At 73.5% G+C, this 16,100-nt stretch carries 15 protein-coding genes; 7 read left to right on the top strand and 8 right to left on the bottom strand.

The window, feature by feature from the left end; translation table 11 throughout:
- Nucleotide 1: 1 nt before the first annotated feature.
- Nucleotides 2–652: a response regulator gene (locus ACFV4N_RS03775; RefSeq protein WP_499670952.1), complete on the bottom strand. Its 651-nt coding sequence runs from the start codon at nt 650–652 to the stop codon at nt 2–4.
- A 17-nt stretch (nt 653–669) separates the two neighbouring features.
- Nucleotides 670–1,902, bottom strand: coding sequence for an ATP-binding protein (locus tag ACFV4N_RS03770; RefSeq protein WP_499670951.1), 1,233 nt, complete (start codon nt 1,900–1,902; stop codon nt 670–672).
- 111 nt (nt 1,903–2,013) lie between these two features.
- Between ACFV4N_RS03770 and ACFV4N_RS03765 the strand changes: the two genes are divergently transcribed.
- Together ACFV4N_RS03765 and ACFV4N_RS03760 are read left to right on the top strand one after the other, a co-directional pair.
- A complete protein-coding gene (locus ACFV4N_RS03765) occupies nt 2,014–3,285 on the top strand; it encodes a PspC domain-containing protein (RefSeq protein ID WP_499670950.1) in 1,272 nt (423 codons plus the stop codon).
- Nucleotides 3,278–3,484, top strand: a complete 207-nt coding sequence (locus ACFV4N_RS03760; RefSeq protein WP_499670949.1) for a hypothetical protein — start codon at nt 3,278–3,280, stop codon at nt 3,482–3,484. The genes ACFV4N_RS03765 and ACFV4N_RS03760 overlap by 8 nt, the downstream gene beginning before the upstream one ends.
- A gap of 64 nt (nt 3,485–3,548) precedes the next feature.
- On the opposite strand, the gene guaA is transcribed toward ACFV4N_RS03760, so the two are convergent.
- A complete protein-coding gene (guaA, locus tag ACFV4N_RS03755) occupies nt 3,549–5,108 on the bottom strand; it encodes a glutamine-hydrolyzing GMP synthase (RefSeq protein WP_499670948.1) in 1,560 nt (519 codons plus the stop codon).
- A 51-nt stretch (nt 5,109–5,159) separates the two neighbouring features.
- Between guaA and ACFV4N_RS03750 the strand changes: the two genes are divergently transcribed.
- Both ACFV4N_RS03750 and ACFV4N_RS03745 read left to right on the top strand, forming a co-directional pair.
- Nucleotides 5,160–5,870: an aminoglycoside phosphotransferase family protein gene (locus ACFV4N_RS03750; RefSeq protein ID WP_499670947.1), complete on the top strand. Its 711-nt coding sequence runs from the start codon at nt 5,160–5,162 to the stop codon at nt 5,868–5,870.
- Between the two features lie 35 nt (nt 5,871–5,905).
- On the top strand, nt 5,906–7,351 hold the full coding sequence (locus ACFV4N_RS03745; RefSeq protein ID WP_499670946.1) for an aldehyde dehydrogenase family protein: 1,446 nt from the start codon (nt 5,906–5,908) through the stop codon (nt 7,349–7,351).
- Here the strand turns inward: ACFV4N_RS03745 and ACFV4N_RS03740 are convergent.
- On the bottom strand, nt 7,348–9,063 hold the full coding sequence (locus tag ACFV4N_RS03740) for an FAD-dependent oxidoreductase (protein ID WP_499670945.1): 1,716 nt from the start codon (nt 9,061–9,063) through the stop codon (nt 7,348–7,350). The genes ACFV4N_RS03745 and ACFV4N_RS03740 overlap by 4 nt on opposite strands.
- Nucleotides 9,064–9,216: 153 nt before the next feature.
- Between ACFV4N_RS03740 and ACFV4N_RS03735 the strand changes: the two genes are divergently transcribed.
- Together ACFV4N_RS03735 and ACFV4N_RS03730 are read left to right on the top strand one after the other, a co-directional pair.
- Nucleotides 9,217–9,465: a hypothetical protein gene (locus ACFV4N_RS03735; RefSeq protein WP_499670944.1), complete on the top strand. Its 249-nt coding sequence runs from the start codon at nt 9,217–9,219 to the stop codon at nt 9,463–9,465.
- Nucleotides 9,462–11,270 (top strand): hypothetical protein, encoded by a 1,809-nt coding sequence (locus tag ACFV4N_RS03730; RefSeq protein WP_499670943.1) that lies wholly within the window; start codon nt 9,462–9,464, stop codon nt 11,268–11,270. The genes ACFV4N_RS03735 and ACFV4N_RS03730 overlap by 4 nt, the downstream gene beginning before the upstream one ends.
- 32 nt (nt 11,271–11,302) lie before the next feature.
- Here the strand turns inward: ACFV4N_RS03730 and ACFV4N_RS03725 are convergent, their stop codons facing one another.
- Both ACFV4N_RS03725 and guaB read right to left on the bottom strand, forming a co-directional pair.
- Complete coding sequence (locus ACFV4N_RS03725) at nt 11,303–12,436, bottom strand: GuaB3 family IMP dehydrogenase-related protein (protein WP_499670942.1); 1,134 nt, start codon at nt 12,434–12,436, stop codon at nt 11,303–11,305.
- A gap of 47 nt (nt 12,437–12,483) precedes the next feature.
- The gene (gene guaB / locus ACFV4N_RS03720) at nt 12,484–13,998 is read right to left on the bottom strand and encodes an IMP dehydrogenase (RefSeq protein ID WP_499670941.1); all 1,515 of its coding nucleotides are present in this window, start codon (nt 13,996–13,998) and stop codon (nt 12,484–12,486) included.
- Between the two features lie 66 nt (nt 13,999–14,064).
- Between guaB and ACFV4N_RS03715 the strand changes: the two genes are divergently transcribed.
- Complete coding sequence (locus ACFV4N_RS03715) at nt 14,065–14,511, top strand: DUF5319 domain-containing protein (RefSeq protein ID WP_499670940.1); 447 nt, start codon at nt 14,065–14,067, stop codon at nt 14,509–14,511.
- Nucleotides 14,512–14,565: 54 nt separating this feature from the next.
- On the opposite strand, the gene ACFV4N_RS03710 is transcribed toward ACFV4N_RS03715, so the two are convergent.
- Nucleotides 14,566–15,489 carry an anti-sigma-D factor RsdA gene (locus tag ACFV4N_RS03710; RefSeq protein WP_499670939.1) on the bottom strand — a complete coding sequence of 308 codons (924 nt, stop codon included), beginning with the start codon at nt 15,487–15,489 and terminating at the stop codon, nt 14,566–14,568.
- Nucleotides 15,490–16,062 (bottom strand): sigma-70 family RNA polymerase sigma factor, encoded by a 573-nt coding sequence (locus ACFV4N_RS03705; protein WP_499670938.1) that lies wholly within the window; start codon nt 16,060–16,062, stop codon nt 15,490–15,492.
- Nucleotides 16,063–16,100 lie beyond the last annotated feature (38 nt).

Genomic DNA, 16,100 nt, shown 5'->3' with positions numbered 1-16,100 from the left:
GTCAGACGAGCCTGCGGTCCGACGCCCAGCGGGACAGCTCGTACCGGTTGGACAGCTGCGTCTTGCGCAGCACGCTCGACACGTGCGTCTCGACCGTCTTCACCGAGATGAACAGCTCGGACGCGATCTCCTTGTACGCGTAGCCGCGGGCCAGCAGCCGCAGCACGTCCCGCTCGCGCGGCGTCAGCAGGTCCAGCTCCGGGTCGCTGATCGGGGCCGCGCCGGGCCGGTCGGCGAACGCGTCCAGCACGAACCCGGCCAGGCGCGGGCTGAACACCGCGTCGCCCTCCGCGACCCGCACGACCGCCTTCACCAGCTCCTGGCTGGAGATGGTCTTCGTCACGTACCCCCGCGCGCCCGCGCGGATGACCGCGATGACGTCCTCGGCCGCGTCCGACACCGACAGCGCCAGGAACACCACCTCGGGCAGCGAGGTGCGGACCTGCCGCAGCACCTCCGCGCCGCCGCCGTCGGGCATGTGCACGTCCAGCAGCACCACGTCCGGGCGGTGGTGGGCGATGCCCGCGACGGCCTCGCCGACCGAGCCCGCCTCGCCGACCACCTCGATCTCGTCGGTGATCGACTCCAGCTCCGCCCGCACACCCGCGCGGAACAGCGCGTGGTCGTCGACCAGGAACACCCGTACGGCCACGGTTCGGCCCCCGTCCCTCACTTGTCCGCTGTCTTCCTCGGCATCATCAGCTGCACCTCCGTGCCCTCACCCGGCGCGGTGCGGACGCGGACCTCGCCGCCGTGCCGGTCCATCCTCCCCCGGATCGAGTCCGCGAGGCCATGCCGGTCCTCCGGCACGGTCTCCGGGTCGAAGCCCTTGCCCCGGTCGCGCACGAACACCGTCACCCGATCGGGCTCGACCTCGCCGTAGACGCTGATCTCCGCGACGCCCGCGTGCTTGGCCGCGTTGACCATCGCCTCGCGGGACGCCTGGACCAGCGCGTGCAGGTTGGGGTCCAGCTCGCAGTCGCCGACCACCACCTGCTGCACGGCCAGCGCGAACGCGTCCTCCACCTCGCCGGAGGCCTTGGCGATCGCGGCGGACAGGGTGGTGGGCAGGTTGTTCTCCTCCACGACCCTGCCGTACAGCCACTCGCGCAGCTGCCGCTCCTGGCCGCGCGCCAGGCGCTTGACCTCGCGGGGCCGCTCGGCCTGCTTCTGGATCAGCGCGAGCGTCTGGAGCACCGAGTCGTGCAGGTGGGCGGCGATCTCGGCGCGCTCCTCGGTGCGGATGCGGGCCCGCCGCTCCTCGCCCAGGTCGTTGATCAGCTTGACCCACAGCGGCACGGTCAGCACCGCGACGCCGCCGAGCGTGGCGACCACGGCCAGCAGCGCGAACCGGAGCTGGTCGATGCCGTAGCTGTTGACCAGCAGCACGCCGATGCCGATGGCGACCAGCGCGACGCCCGCGAGCACGCGCACCACGGTGGTCCGCCCGGTGCCGATGAACCCGGACCGGGCGCCGTCCCGCCAGCGGCGGCGCTGCGCCTCGTCCGCCTCCCGCCACACCACGGCCGCACCCACCAGGGCCACCGCGAGCGGTCCGGCGATCCAGCCGTTCACCGGGCCGGAGAACAGGCCCGCCAGCACGGCGGCGGCGATGCCCAGGGCGACCAGGCCCAGCGCCTGCTGCCGCTCCCTGGGGTTCGAGGGCTCCTCCGGCTCGCCGGCCGCGCGCTGCGGCACGAACAGCCACAGCAGGCCGTAGGCGATCACGCCGACGCCGTTGAGCGCGGTCAGCGCGGCGAACACCGCCCGCACCCAGAACACCTCGACGCCCAGGTGGTCCGCGACCCCGCCCGCCACGCCCGCGACCACCCGGCCGGTCCGCCTGCGGCGCACGGGCTCGACGGCCTTGGCCGGCTTGGCGGCCTTCGTCTCCACGCTCACCGCTCAAGGGTCACACGCGGGCGGGGGCCGGTCATCAGGGTTCCACCCCATGTCGGGATCAGGGTGGGTCCCGGATGTGCGGTGGCGCCCCCGTCGAGCAAGCTCCTCACCGTGAGCGGGAACATCAGCGCGGCCAACGTCGAGGAGACGTTGAAGGACTTCTGGGCCAGCAGGCCCCGGCGGCCCCACGACGGTCGCAAGGTCGCCGGCGTGGCCGTGGGCATCGCGCGGCGGTACCAGGTCGACCCGGTGATCGTCCGGGTCGCGTTCGTGGCCATGGCGCTGTGCAACGGCGCCGGGATCCTCATCTACCTGCTGGGCTGGCTGCTGCTCGCGCAGGAGGGTGACGAGGTGTCGCCCGCGGAGGCGCTGCTCGGGCAGGGCCGCAGCTCGACCCCGACCCCGCTGACCGTGCTGCTGGGCCTGGCCGTGGTGCCGGCGACCGGCGTGTTCGTCGACGGCGGGTTCACCATGGTCGGCGGCGTGCTGCTGTCCGTCGGCGGGATCTACCTGCTGCACCGCGCCCGCGGGCAGTACAACCGGCCGGAGGTGGCCCACGCGCCCGCCGCGGCCTTCGACGGGGTGGGGGTGGACCCGGTGGCGACGAGCACGGGCGGGGTGGACCCGGTCGGCGTGCCCGCCTACCAGGAGGGGCCGACCGGTCCGGTGAGGCCGCCCGCGTGGGACCCGCTGGGCGCGGCGCCGTTCGCGTGGGACCTGCCGGAGCCGGCGGCGGAGGTCGAGCCCGTGTCCCCGGCCGCGCGGCCGGCGCGGCGGAAGTCTCGGGTGGGGACGGTGACGTTCGGGCTGGCGCTGATCGTGCTGGCCGCCGCCGCGGCGCTGTCGCAGGAGTGGGCGTGGTTCGACGAGGTTCACACCATCGGGTTGGTGGTGGCCGTGCTGGGCGCGGGCATGGTGTTCGGCGCGCTGCGCGGCGGCGGTGGCCGCGGGCTGGTCTGGCTGGCCGTGCCGCTGTCGGTGGTCGGCGTGGCCTCGACCGCGGTCGACTTCGACGGCATCAGGTCGGGCGAGGTCGGCAGCACCAGGCCCGCGCCGACGTCGGTCGAGCAGGTGGAGGACCGGTACGACTGGGGCGTCGGCGAGGTCGACCTGGACCTGACCGGCCTGCCGCGCACCGGCACGGTGGTCACCGAGGTCGAGGTCGGGCTGGGCAGCGCCCGGGTGCGGGTGCCGCGCGACGCGGACGTGTCCGTGACCTGCTCGACCGAGGTGGGGAACGTGAAGTGCCTCGGCCGGGACGCCGACGGCAAGGACGTGGAGCAGCGGGTCGAGGACGACCGGGGCCCGGACGGGCCCGGCGGGCTGAGGATCGAGCTGGACGTGCGGAGCGAGATCGGAGAGGTGGAGGTGAGCCGTGGCTGACCAGGACAAGGGCGTGGAGAAGCGGGGCGTGGACGTGGTCGGCCTGGTGTTCGGGGTCGCGGCCCTGGTCGCCGCCGCCTACACGCTCTCCGACGGCGCGGCGTGGCCGGACTTCCTCGACCTGAGGTGGGCGCTGGCCGGGGGGGCGATGGTGATCGGGATCGGGTTGCTGGCGGGGTCGATGCGCCGGCGGGGGTAGCCCGGTCCGCGGGGGAGGTGGGGAGGCGAAGGGCCCGTCCGGGGGGACGGGCCCTTCGTCGCGCTCACTCCCACTCGATGGTGCCCGGCGGCTTGCTCGTCACGTCCAGCACGACCCGGTTGACCTCGTTCACCTCGTTGGTGATGCGGGTCGAGATGCGCTCCAGCACGTCGTAGGGCAGGCGGGTCCAGTCGGCGGTCATGGCGTCCTCGCTGGACACCGGCCGCAGCACGACCGGGTGACCGTAGGTGCGGCCGTCGCCCTGGACGCCCACGCTGCGCACGTCCGCGAGCAGGACCACCGGGCACTGCCAGATCTGCCTGTCCAGGCCCGCGCTGGTCAGCTCCTCGCGGGCGATGGCGTCGGCCTTGCGGAGGATGTCCAGGCGCTCCTGGGTGACCTCGCCGATGATCCGGATGCCCAGGCCGGGCCCGGGGAACGGCTGCCGCTGGACGATGGTCTCGGGCAGGCCCAGCTCCGTGCCGACGCGGCGCACCTCGTCCTTGAACAGCGCGCGCAGCGGCTCCACCAGGGTGAACTGGAGGTCGTCGGGCAGGCCGCCCACGTTGTGGTGGCTCTTGATGTTCGCCGCGCCCGTGCCGCCGCCGGACTCGACCACGTCCGGGTACAGCGTGCCCTGCACGAGGAACCGGTAGTCGCCCTCGGCCTTGAGGTCGCGCTCGGCCTGCTCGAAGACCCGGATGAACTCCCGGCCGATGATCTTGCGCTTCTGCTCGGGGTCCGTGACGCCCTCGAGGGCGTCCAGGAAGCGCTCGCGGGCGTCCACGGTGACCAGGTTGACGCCGGTCGCGGCCACGAAGTCGCGCTCGACCTGGGCCCGCTCGCCCGCGCGCAGCAGGCCGTGGTCGACGAAGACGCAGGTCAGGCGGTCGCCGATGGCGCGCTGCACGAGGGCCGCCGCGACCGCGGAGTCCACGCCGCCGGACAGGCCGCAGATGGCCTTGCCGTCGCCGACCTGCTCGCGGATGCGGGCCACCTGCTCGTCGACGATCGAGGACGTCGTCCACTGGGGGCGGATGCCCGCGATCTCGTGCAGGAAGCGGCGCAGGACCTCCTGGCCGTGGGGCGAGTGCCCCACCTCCGGGTGGTACTGGACGCCGGCGAACCGGCGCTGCCGGTCCTCGAAGGCGGCCACGGGCGCGCCCTCGCTGGTCGCGGTGACGGTGAAGCCCTCGGGCGCCTTGGTCACGCAGTCGCCGTGGCTCATCCACACCGGGTGCTTGGCGGGCAGCTCGTCGTGCAGCAGGCCGCCCTCCTGCTCGACGCCCAGCTCCGTGCGGCCGTACTCGCGGGTGCCGGTGTGCTCCACCGTGCCGCCCAGGGCGCCGGCCATGGCCTGGAAGCCGTAGCAGATGCCGAACACCGGCACGCCCGCGTCGAACAGCTCCGGGTCCACCTGCGGCGCGCCGGGCTCGTAGACGCTGGACGGCCCGCCCGACAGCACGATGGCGGCCGGGTCGCGCCCGACCAGCTCCGACACCGGCGTGGTGTGCGGCACGACTTCCGAGTAGACCTGCGCCTCCCGGACTCGCCGGGCGATCAGCTGCGCGTACTGCGCGCCGAAGTCGACTACCAGCACAGGGCGGTTGCTGCTCTCGGGCACTGGGTGAAAACCTCTCGTCCGGCGGGTCCGCGCAGGTGAAGGATGTCATGCGTGGAGGAGGAACCGCTCACCGGAGGCGGCCTGAACGAGGTCGTGCGGATCGGCGCCACGGTGCGCCGGCCGACCGGCCCGTGGACGCCCAACGTGCACCGCCTGCTGGAACACCTTGCCCCGCTTGGGCTTTCCCCGGTGCCGCTCGGGATCGACGAGCGGGGCCGCGAGGTGCTGTCCTACCTGGAGGGTGAGGTGGCCCACCCGCCGCTGCCCGAGGCGGTGCGCTCGGACCGGGTGCTGGTCGAGGTGGCGCGGCTGGCGCGGCGGCTGCACGACGCGAGCGCGGGGCTGGCGCACCTGCGGGAGGGCTGGCGGTTCCCGGCGATCGAGCCGGTCGAGGTGATCTGCCACAACGACCTCGCGCCCTACAACGTGGTGTTCCGCGGAGGATCACCCGTTGGTGTGATCGACTTCGACACCGCGCGGCCGGGGCCGCGGTGGTGGGACGTGGCCTACGCGGCGTACTGCCTGGTGCCGTTCTCGCCGGAGTTCGGCACGCCCGACGAGCAGCGGCGGCGGGCCGCGTTGTTCTGCGAGGCCTACGGCACGTCCGCCGGGGGGCTGGGCGGGCGTGTGCTGGCCCGGCTGGAGGACATGGTGGCGATGATCCGCGAGCGGCCCGAGTTCCACCGGCAGCGGGCGGAGCGCCACGACGACTACTACCTCGCCCATGCGGAGTACGTGCGGGCGCACTTCCAAGATCGGTAGCGCCAAGCACGCCGTACGGGCATACGGTGACTCCCATGGACGCGACCACTCCCGAGCCACGGCCCTGCTGGATCGCCGGACACGCCGAGCAGGGCGTGCAGGCCATGACCGTTCACCACCCGTTCGACGGCACGGAGGTCGCCTCGGTCGCCGTGCCGGGCCCGGAGCAGGTGGAACGCGCGGTCGCCGCCGCGGCGGCGGTGGCCAAGGAGTTCCGCCGCACGCCCGCGCACGTCCGCGCCAAGGCCCTGCTCCAGGTCTCGCAGGCGCTGGCCGAGCGCGCCGAGGAGATCGCCGAGATCATCACCGCCGAGAACGGCAAGCCGCTGAAGTGGGCGAACGTCGAGGTGCAGCGCGCGGTGAACACGTTCCGGTTCGCCGCCGAGGAGGCGCGCCGGTTCACCGGCGACCTCCAGCGCCTCGACACCGACGTCAGCGGCGAGGGCCGGCTGGCGGTGGTGCGGCGGGTGCCGCGCGGCCCGGTGCTGGCCGTGGCCCCGTTCAACTTCCCGCTGAACCTGGTGGCGCACAAGGTGGCGCCCGCGCTGGCGGTCGGCGCGCCCGTGATCGTCAAGCCCGCGTCGGCGACGCCGCTGTCCGCGCTGATGCTGGGCGAGCTGCTGGCCGAGGCGGACCTGCCCGAGGGCGCGTTCTCGGTGCTGCCGGTGCGCGGCGGCGACATGAAGGCCCTGGTCACCGACGAGCGGCTGCCGGTCATCTCGTTCACCGGGTCGACCTCGGTCGGGTGGTCGCTGATGGACGACGCGCCGCGCAAGCACGTCGTCATGGAGCTGGGCTCGAACTCGGCGGCCATCGTGTGCCCGGACTGGCCGGACCTCGACTTCGCGGCCTCGCGCATCGCCACGTTCGGCAACTACCAGGCCGGGCAGTCGTGCATCGCGGTGCAGCGGGTGCTGGTGCACCGGGACGTCGCCGAGGAGTTCGTGCCGAAGCTGGTCGCGGCGGTGCGGTCGCTCAGGACCGGCGACCCGCACGACCCGGAGGTCGAGGTCGGGCCGCTGATCGACGAGGACAACGCGCGGCGCGTCGAGGAGTGGGTGGCCGAGGCCGTGTCCGGCGGCGCGGTGCTGCACCTCGGCGGCGGCCGGTCGGGGACGACCGTGGAGCCGACCGTGGTGCAGGACGTGCCCGCCTCGGCCCGGCTGTGGCACCAGGAGGTGTTCGGGCCGGTGCTCGCGGTGTCCGTGGTGGGCTCCGTGGCCGAGGCGTTCGAGCAGGCCAACGCCACCGACTACGGGTTGCAGGCGGGCGTGTTCACCCGGGACGTGACCGTGGCCTTCGAGGCGGCGGCCGAGCTGGAGGTCGGCGGCGTGATCGTCGGCGACGTGCCGTCCTACCGGGCCGACCAGATGCCGTACGGCGGGGTCAAGGGGTCGGGCACCGGGCGCGAGGGCGTGCGGTCGGCCATGGAGGACTTCACCGAGGAGCGCACCCTGGTGCTCACCGGGATCAGCCTCTAGGGCTTGACCTCCACCACCGGCAGCCGGAGCGCGCCGGGTGCGTGGGCGGGCACGGCGGGGTGCTTCGGCGCCACGGGCGCGAGGCGCCGGTACCCCGCCGCCTGGTCGGGCCGCCGGTCCGGCTCGCCCTTGTTCGGCCACAGCGCGAACGCCCGCTCGGCCTGCGCGGTGATGGTCAGCGACGGGTTCACGCCCAGGTTCGCCGAGATCGCCGCGCCGTCGACGACCGACAGGGTCGGGTAGTGGTGGACCCGGTGGTAGGCGTCGATGACGCCGGAGGCCGGGTCCGAGCCGATCGGGCAGCCGCCGATGAAGTGGGCGGTGAGCGGGATGTTGAACAGCTCGCCCCACGTGCCGCCGGGGATGCCGTCGATGTGCTTCGCCGCGAGCAGGTTGGCGCGGTGGCCGGCCGGGATGAACGTCGGGTTCGGCCGGCCGTGGCCCTGCCTGGAGGACAGCTTGCGGCCGAACAGGCCCTTCCTGGTGTAGGTGGTGATGGAGTTGTCCAGGCTCTGCATCACCAGCAGGATCACGGTCCGCTCGCTCCAGCGGTGCACCGACAGCAGCCGGGCCAGGCGGACCGGGTGCCGGACCGCCTGGGCGAGGAACTGGAGCACCCGGGGCGTCGACTTCGCGCCGTCGGTGGCCAGGGTCTGGAGCAGGCCCATGGCGTTGCTGCCCTTGCCGTAGCGGACGGGCTCGATGTGGGTCTGCTCGTCCGGGTGGATGGACGAGGTGATGGCCACGCCCCGGCTGAAGTTGCGCTCCTCGTCCACGGTGAAGCGGCCCGCGCCGATGATCGCCTCGGAGTTCGTCCTGGTCAGCTCGCCGAGCTTGGGCGAGAGGCGCGGCAGGGCGCCGGTCGCCCGCATCCGGTGCAGGAGCTGCTGGGTGCCCCAGGTGCCCGCGGCGAGCACGACCTGGTTCGCGGTGATGGTGCGGCGGCGCCGGCGCAGCTTGCCGCCGGTGCGGCGGGTGCCGATGGCCCAGGTGCCGTCGGGCGCCTGGCGCAGGTCGGTGACCGTGGTCAGCGGCAGCACCTCGGCGCCGTTGCGCTCGGCCAGGTACAGGTAGTTCTTGACCAGGGTGTTCTTCGCGCCGACGCGGCAGCCGGACATGCACGAGCCGCACTCGGTGCAGCCGGTGCGGTCCGGGCCCGCGCCGCCGAAGTACGGGTCCTCGGCGGACTTGCCGGGCTCGCCGAAGAACACGCCGACGGGGGTCGGGTGGAAGCTGTCGGCCACGCCCATGTCCTCCGCGACCTGCCGCATGACCCGGTCGCTGGGGGTGGTGGTCGGGTTCTGCACCACGCCCAGCATCCGGCTCGCCTGGTCGTAGAACGGGGCCAGCTCGGACTCCCAGTCGGTGATGTGCGCCCACTGGCGGTCGTTGTAGAACGGCTTGAGCGGCCGGTACAGGGTGTTGGCGTACACCAGCGACCCGCCGCCGACGCCGGCGCCCGCGAGGATCATGACGTTGCGCAGGGCGTGGATGCGCTGGATGCCGTAGCAGCCGAGGAAGGGCGCCCACAGGTAGCGGCGCAGGTTCCACGAGGTCTTGGCGAACTCGTCGTCGGCGAACCGGCGACCCGCCTCGACGACGGCGACCCGGTAGCCCTTCTCGGTGAGCCGGAGCGCGGCCACGCTGCCGCCGAAGCCCGAGCCCACCACGACGACGTCGTAGTCGGTGTTGTTACCGGCGAGTTCACCCATGGTTGCGAGATTAGGGGTTACCTCCGGTAACAGCTAGTTCTTCATCGGTTCAGCCGCCGGCGGCGGTCACGTTCGCCCGATCGGGTGCATCCGTGCGTCCCGGCGAAACAGCGCGGCGGTCTTGCCCGAAACGCACATGTCGGAGGAGGCGCTGTGGACGAACCGGTGGGCGCGGGCGGCACGGACGTCCGCGTGCTCGAGGAGTGCCGGGGCCCCGCGACGGGCACCCTCCTGCACAACCCACCCGCCGGCGAGGGCGAGCGGGCCGGGCGGATCGGGTTCGACCTGGACGCCGACCTGCCCGTGGCCCGGCACCACGAGACCGGCGGGCTCGTCGACGACCACTTCGCGGAGAACACCGTGCCCGTCGAACCCGGTGACCTACGGGGGTACCTCCCGTGACGGTCGGGCGCCGGCTCGCCGCCGCCGTCGTCGCGCTGGTCGCGGCCGCGGCCTCGCCGGCGGGAGCGCCCGCGCCCGACGAGGGCGCCTACGCCTACACCACCGCCGACGAGGTCGTGGTCATGCGGGGCGAACGGCTCGTCACCCGGTGGCGGGAGGAGCGGTCGGAGCGCGTCGGACCCGTGGTGTGGACCGGGGACGGGCGCCACGTGGCCTTCCTGACCTCGGTCGGCGCGGCGGACACCCCCGTGGCGATCCGCAGGCTGGTCACCGTGGACGCCCGGTCGGGCGACACCCGCTCGGTGCTCTGCGACGACTGCGCGCGCATCGCCGCCCCGGGCGGTGGCGCGCTGCTCGTCAGCACCGGCGCGGACGGCGACACGGACCTGCTCACCGGCCTCCGGCGGCTGGACCTCGACGCCGGCGGCGACCCCGTGGAGGTCCCCGCGCGGCTGCCCCCGCTGGAGCACGTCGACCTGTTCTCCGGCACGGGCGGCGAGGTGCTGCTCAGCGGGGTGGAGCGGGGCGTGGCCGAGAGCTGGTTCCGCGTCCGGGTCGACGGCGGGGTCACGCCGCTCGGCTCCGTGACCGCCACCCGGCGGGACCGCTCCGGGCAGCTCTACGAGCGCGGGCGCGGCCCCGTCGCCGTCACCTCCGACGGGACCGGCGACACCGTCTACGCGGTCGCCGGGGCCTTCCGGGGGCGCGACGACCCGTGCGAGGGCGCGGCGGAGGTGTTCGCGGCGCTGCCCGCGAGCGGGTCGACCGTGCCCACGGACCTCAGCGCCGCCGCGCCGGTCGACACCCGACCGACCGCCACCGAGGTCCTGTCGCTGTGGTGGGACCCGGCGCACCGCCTGCGCACCGCCGTGCTCGCCGGGGTGTGCGACGGGACCTCCTCCACCGGCCCCACCACCGGCGAGTGGGTGCTGGAGCGCAACAGGTGGGTCCAGGTGTCGTCCGAGCCGACGCTCGGCTCCCGCCACCTGCGCAGCGGGTCGAAGCTGGTCACGCGCTTGCCCAGAGCGCCGGGGGACGGCGCGGACCTGGTGCTCGAACGCGGCGGTCGCCGCGTCCCGATCGCCGGGGGCGTGCTGTCGGTCGACGCGCCCGAGTTCCGGCCACCCGGCGACGACGAGGTCCTGGCCCACCTGTGCGACCCCGCCGACCCGGTGTGCCTGTCCCGCACGGGCGGCGCCTACGAGCTGGGCTCGACCAGCGGCGACCTCGACGGCGACGGCGCGGCGGACCGGCTCGCGGTGGTCCGGTCGTGGGCCGGCGGAACCGACTCGGCCCGCCTGGAGGTCGCCTTCGCGGACGGCCGGGAACAGCGCTTCGACCTGCCCGCGACCATCGACGTGGGCGTGCCCCGCTGGGTGGGCGCCACCGACCTCACCGACGACGGCCGGGTCGAGGTGCTGGTCCCGACCGGGGCGGGCGCGCACAGCGTGGTGATCGGCGTGTTCGAGCACGTCGACGGCGGGCTCGCGCGGGTCGGCGGCGACCTGGCCGAACTGGTGGTGGGCGGCGCGGTGCACGAGGCCACCGGCGTCGAGTGCCTGGCGGGGGGCGACCGCGCGCTGGTGCGCACGAGCACCGTCACGGCCGGCCCGTTCACCTCGCTCGACGGCCCGTCCGAGTACGTGCTCCACGAGGTGACCTACGCCGCCGACCCCGCGTCCGGGCGGCTCGTCCGGGTCGCCGAGGAGCGGACGACCTCCCCCGCGGCGGAGGGCGGCGGGATGCCGCCGCGGCTCGCCGGGGTGGTGGGGATCCACTGCCCCGGCGTGCCCGCCGTCTTCTGACGGCCCTGCCGCGGTTGGTCAGCCGCGGATGGTCAGCCGCGGATGGTCAGGCCGACCTTCTGGAACTCCTTGAGGTCGGAGTACCCGGTCTTCGCCATCGCCCGCCGGAGGGAGCCGAACAGGTTCGTCACGCCCCGCGGGTCCACCGACGGGCCGAACAGCAGGCTCCGCAGGTCGACCACCTGGTCGACACCGCTGGACACGTGGCTGCGCGGCACCGACGGGTGCGCCGACGCCGCCGTCCAGTACAGGCCCTGGCCCGGCGCCTCCGCCGCGGCCGCCAGCGGCTCGCCCAGCATCACCGCGTCCGCGCCGCAGGCGATCGACTTGGCGATCTCGCCGCTGGTCAGCGCGCCGCCGTCGGCGATCACGTGCACGTACCGGCCACCGGTCTCGTCCAGGTAGTCCCGGCGCGCCGCGGCCGCGTCCGCGATCGCGGTGGCCATCGGCACGCCGATGCCCAGCACGGCGTCCGTGGTCGTGACGCCCGGCGTGTAGCCGTAGCCCACGATCACGCCCGCCGCACCCGTGCGCATCAGGTGCATGGCCGTCCGGTAGTCGCCGACGCCGCCCGCGATGACCGGGATGTCCAGGTCCGCGATGAACGACTTCAGGTTCAGCGGCTCGCCGTCGCGCGAGACGTGCTCGGCGGAGATGATCGTGCCCTGCACGACCAGGATCTCCACGCCCGCGGCCAGCAGGTCCGGGGTCAGCTCGGCGGCCCGCTGCGGGCTCACCCGCACGGCCACCGTCACCCCCGACTCGCGGACCTGCTTGATCGCCTCCGCGATGAGGTCCATGCGGACCGGCGCGGCGTGCAGCTCCTGCAGCACCTTCACCGGCGCGGCCGGGTCGTCGGTGTCCTCCACCGACTGCACCAGGCGGAACAGGGCCTCCTCCACGTCGCCGTGCCGGGCCCACAGGCCCTCCGCGTTGAGGACGCCGAGGCCGCCCAGCTCGCCGATCGCGACCGCCGTGCCCGGGGACACGATCGCGTCGGTCGGGTGGGTGATCAGCGGGATCTCGAACCGGTAGGCGTCGATCTGCCACGCCGTCGAGACGTCCTTCGAGGACCGCGTCCTGCGGGAGGGGATGATCTCGACGTCGTCCAGCTCGTAGGCCCGCCTCGCGGTCCGGCCCATGCCGATCTCGACCAGATCGCGCACCTTGAGTAGTCCTTCCGTGGTGCCGGTTCGAACCAGTGGACCTTAGCTCACCGGCTGGTGTAGTTCGGCGCTTCGACGGTCATCGTGATGTCGTGCGGGTGGCTCTCCTTCAGGCCCGCCGCCGTGATGCGCACGAGCTGCTTGCCCTGGAGCTCCGGGATGGTCTTCGAGCCCGTGTAGCCCATGGCCATCCGCAGGCCGCCGACCAGCTGGTACGCCACCTGCTGGAGCGGGCCGCGGAACGGCGTGCGGCCCTCGATGCCCTCGGGCACCAGCTTGTCCTCGGACAGCACGTCGTCCTGGAAGTAGCGGTCCTTGGAGTAGGACTTGCTGTTGTCGCCGCGACCGCGCAGCGCCGCCAGCGAACCCATGCCGCGGTAGGTCTTGAACTGCTTGCCGTTGACCAGGACCACGTCGCCCGGCGCCTCGGCGGTGCCCGCGAGCAGGCTGCCCAGCATGACCACGCTCGCGCCGGCCGCGATGGCCTTGGCGATGTCGCCCGAGTACTGGATGCCGCCGTCGCCGATCACCGGCACGCCGGCCGGCGCGCACGCCAGGTTCGCCTCGTAGATCGCGCTGATCTGCGGCACGCCCACGCCCGCGACCACGCGCGTGGTGCAGATCGAGCCGGGGCCGACGCCGACCTTCACGCCGTCCGCGCCCGCGTCCACCAGGGCCTGCGCGCCGGCGCGGGTGGCGATGTTGCCGCCGACCACGTCCACCTCGTCGCCCAGCTCCTTCTTGACGCGGGCGACCATCTCCAGCACGTTGCGCTGGTGGCCGTGCGCGGTGTCCACCATCAGCACGTCCACGCCCGCCTCGGCCAGGGCCATCGCGCGGGTGAAGCTGTCCTCGCCGACGCCGATCGCGGCGGCGCACAGCAGCCGCCCGTCCGGGTCCTTCGAGGCGTTCGGGTACTGCTCGGTCTTGACGAAGTCCTTGACCGTGATCAGGCCGCGGATCTTGCCGTCGCCGTCCACGATCGGCAGCTTCTCGACCTTGTGGCGGCGCAGCAGGCCCAGCGCGGCCTCGGCGGACACGCCCACCTGGGCGGTCACCAGCGGGCCCTTCGTCATCACCTCGCTGACCTTGCGCGAGTGGTCCACCTCGAAGCGCATGTCGCGGTTGGTGATGATGCCCACGAGCTTGCCGTTCCCGTCGGTCACGGGCACGCCCGAGATCCGGTAGCGGGCGCACAGCTCGTCCACGTAACCGATGGTGTCGTCCGGCGAGCACGTCACCGGGTCGCTCACCATGCCCGCCTCGGAGCGCTTCACCGTCTCCACCTGCCGGGCCTGGTCCTCGACCGAGAGGTTGCGGTGGAGCACCCCGATGCCGCCCTGGCGGGCCATCGAGATCGCCATCCGCGCCTCGGTCACCGTGTCCATCGCGGCCGAGGCCAGCGGGATGCGCAGGGTGACGTTGCGCGAGAGGCGGGTGGTGGTGTCGACCGCACTCGGGATGATCTCCGATTCGGCGGGCAGCAGCAGTACGTCGTCGAAGGTCAGTCCCAGCATGGCGAACTTGGGCGGGACTCCGTCAGCGTTGAGCTCGCTGGTCATGGCGGCTGGCATGCCTTCCGTGGTGCGGTGATCCCGCCGCCGCGGATCGGGTTTCCACAGGCGGCGATGGGTTCAGCCCATGGTATCTGGACGTGGTCGGGGGTCCGCCCGGTACCGTGCGGGGTCGTGCCGCACGACGCGTTGCCACCAGACCCGTTCGCGGGCGACCCGGACGACCCCGCCCGGGCTCTCGGCGAACCCGAGCACGACCACGAGCACCCGCCCATGGACGACGCCGAACGCGCCGAACTGGTGGGCGACCTCAGCGACCTCGCCGTGTACCAGGCGCTGCTGGAACCCCGTGGGATCAGGGGGATCGTGGTGGATTGCGGCGAGTGCCAGGAGCCGCACTACCACGACTGGGCGCTGTTGAGGTCCAGCCTGGAGCAGCTCCTGGCCGACGGCCGGATGCGACCGCACGAGCCCGCGTACGACCCGGACCCCTCCGCCTACGTGAGCTGGGAGTACTGCCGCGGTTACGCGGACGGCGTCACCGCGGAGAGCGCCCGTTGAAGGTGTGACGAAGCCCGCCCCGGTTTCCCGGCGCGGGCTTGGTCACAGGTGCGGTCACTCCTGGGTGGCCGGGGTGTCGGCCGGCGCCTGGTCCCCGGAGTTCTGGGTCTCGCCGCGGGACTGGCCCTGGCCCGGCGACTCGCCCGAACTGGGCTGCGGTGGCGGTGGCTCCTCGCCGCCCGTGGAGGGCACCGGTTCCGTGGTGCTGACCGGCGGTGGCGGGGTCGTGGTCGTCGTGGTGGTCGGCTGGACCGCCGAGGGCGGGTTGCTCGGCGCGCGCTGCGTCGTCGTCGACGTGGGGGAGGCGACCGGTGACGGCGTGGCCGTCGGCGTCGGCGTGGTGCTCTCCAGCTCCTGCTTGAGCGTCTCGTGCCGCTGGGTCAGGTCGTCGCGGCCGTCGTCGTCGGAGACCGACCGGAGGTACTCGCCCGCCTTGTCCAGGGCGACCTTGGCCTCGCGGTAGCGGCCCTCGCGCAGCGCGGTGCCCGCGTTGTCCAGGTCGGTGCGGACCGCCACGGCGGCCTCGACCGACCGCGCGTGGTCGGAGTAGAGGACCCTGGTCAGGCCCCAGAGGGCGTCACCCGGCTCGGCGTCGCGGGCGACCAGGCTGACCCCGGTGAACGCGATGGCCAGCACGGCGGCGGCGCTCGCGAGGGGGATGAGGTAGCGGTGCCTGCTGCGCGGCTGGGGTCGGGCCGCGGCGATCGTCGCCACGGCGGTGTCGGTGTCGACCAGCTCGCCCACCGGGCGGCTGTCCACCTCGCGCCGCCAGGCCAGCAGCAGCGCGTTCAGCTCGTCGTCGACGAGGGAATCGGCCTGCTCCGGGTTCCTCCCGCCCAGTGCGTCGAGCAGCGCGTCGTCAGCCCGGATGCCCGCGAGGTCGTCACCCGGTTCGACCAGGGCGTCATCAGGCTGCGGCGGTCTTTCCTCTCGTCCGCGCACGACTTCTCCGTTGCCCTTCTCGTGCTGGTCAGCCACTCAGACCACCTCCTCCGCCGCCAACGTCTTGCGGAGGCGGGCCAAAGCCCGGTGCTGCGCCACCCGTACCGCGCCCGGCGTGGAGCCGACCGCGTCGGCGGTCTCCTCGGCCGACAGGCCGACGACCACCCTGAGCAGCAGGATCTCCCGCTGCTTCTCCGGAAGGACTTTCAGGAGCGCGGCCATCCGGCCCGACAGCTCACCCTGCATGGCACGCTGCTCGGGACCGGCCTCCGTCTCGGGGGCGTCCGGCACCTCCGGGACCGGTTCGGACCGGTTCCGGGCGGCTGAGCGATGCGCGTCGGCCACCTTGTGCGCGGCGATCCCGTAGACGAACGCCAAGAACGGCCGACCCTGGTCGCGATAGCTGGGCAGGGCCGTCAGCACCGCGAGACACACCTCCTGGGCCACGTCGTCCGCCGAAGCGAAGGACCTCTCCTGCCTTCCGACTCGGGCGCGGCAGTACCGCACCACCAGAGGGCGGATGGATGCCAGGAGCCGCTCGATCGCGTGGCGGTCGCCATCGACGGCCGCGCCCACTTCGGCGTCCAGTCCGTCCCCCAAGTTGGTCATCGCAGACAGCAGCCCTGGTGTTACGCATAGGCGTATCG

Origin of the sequence: Actinosynnema sp. NPDC059797 (assembly GCF_042732085.1) — a bacterium.
Lineage (GTDB): Bacteria > Actinomycetota > Actinomycetes > Mycobacteriales > Pseudonocardiaceae > Actinosynnema.
The sequence above is the reverse complement of the archived record's forward strand: the minus strand, read 5'-3'. Positions and strand labels throughout refer to the sequence as shown.